Origin of the sequence: Paenibacillus zanthoxyli JH29, from assembly GCF_000520715.1 — a bacterium.
Taxonomy (GTDB): domain Bacteria; phylum Bacillota; class Bacilli; order Paenibacillales; family Paenibacillaceae; genus Paenibacillus_AQ; species Paenibacillus_AQ zanthoxyli.
On the sequence record NZ_ASSD01000586.1, the window covers coordinates 1 to 536 of the forward strand.

Sequence of the window (536 nt, forward strand, 5' to 3'; positions counted from 1 at the left end):
CGCAGTGGAACTCGGCCTCAGCGCAGATTCGGAAATGGCCGGCTATATTTCTGAACTCGACCCGTACACGTTCCTGACAAATTCGGATGCTCATTCGCTGGGCAAGATCGGACGCGAGTACAATGAAATGGAGCTCGCGGCCCCTTCGTTTGCGGAGCTGCGGCTCGCGCTCGAAGGCCGCGAAGGCCGCCGGATTACGGCCAATTACGGGCTGAACCCCCGGCTTGGCAAGTATCACCGGACGTACTGCGCGGGCTGCGGCGGCATTATCGACGAAGCTTATGCGACCTCGCAGCGCTGTCCGTACTGCGGGAGCGTAAAGCTGGTGCAGGGCGTGCTGGACCGGATTCTGAATATCGCGGACCGGGAGAAGCCGGTCGTTCCGGAGCACCGCCCGCCTTACCGTTATCAGGTGCCTCTGGAGTTTATTCCGGGTCTTGGAAAGGCGAAGATGAATCTTCTGCTGCAGGCCTTCGGCACCGAGATGAATATCCTGCATGAAGCTAGCGAGGAGGAACTGGCTGGGGTAGCCCGGG

The 536-nt window shown here is 60.4% G+C and carries 1 pseudogene; it reads left to right on the plus strand.

Going from position 1 to position 536, the window contains the following annotated elements:
* A pseudogene (locus L691_RS0122795) lies at positions 1 to 536 on the plus strand (PHP-associated domain-containing protein); the annotation flags it as partial.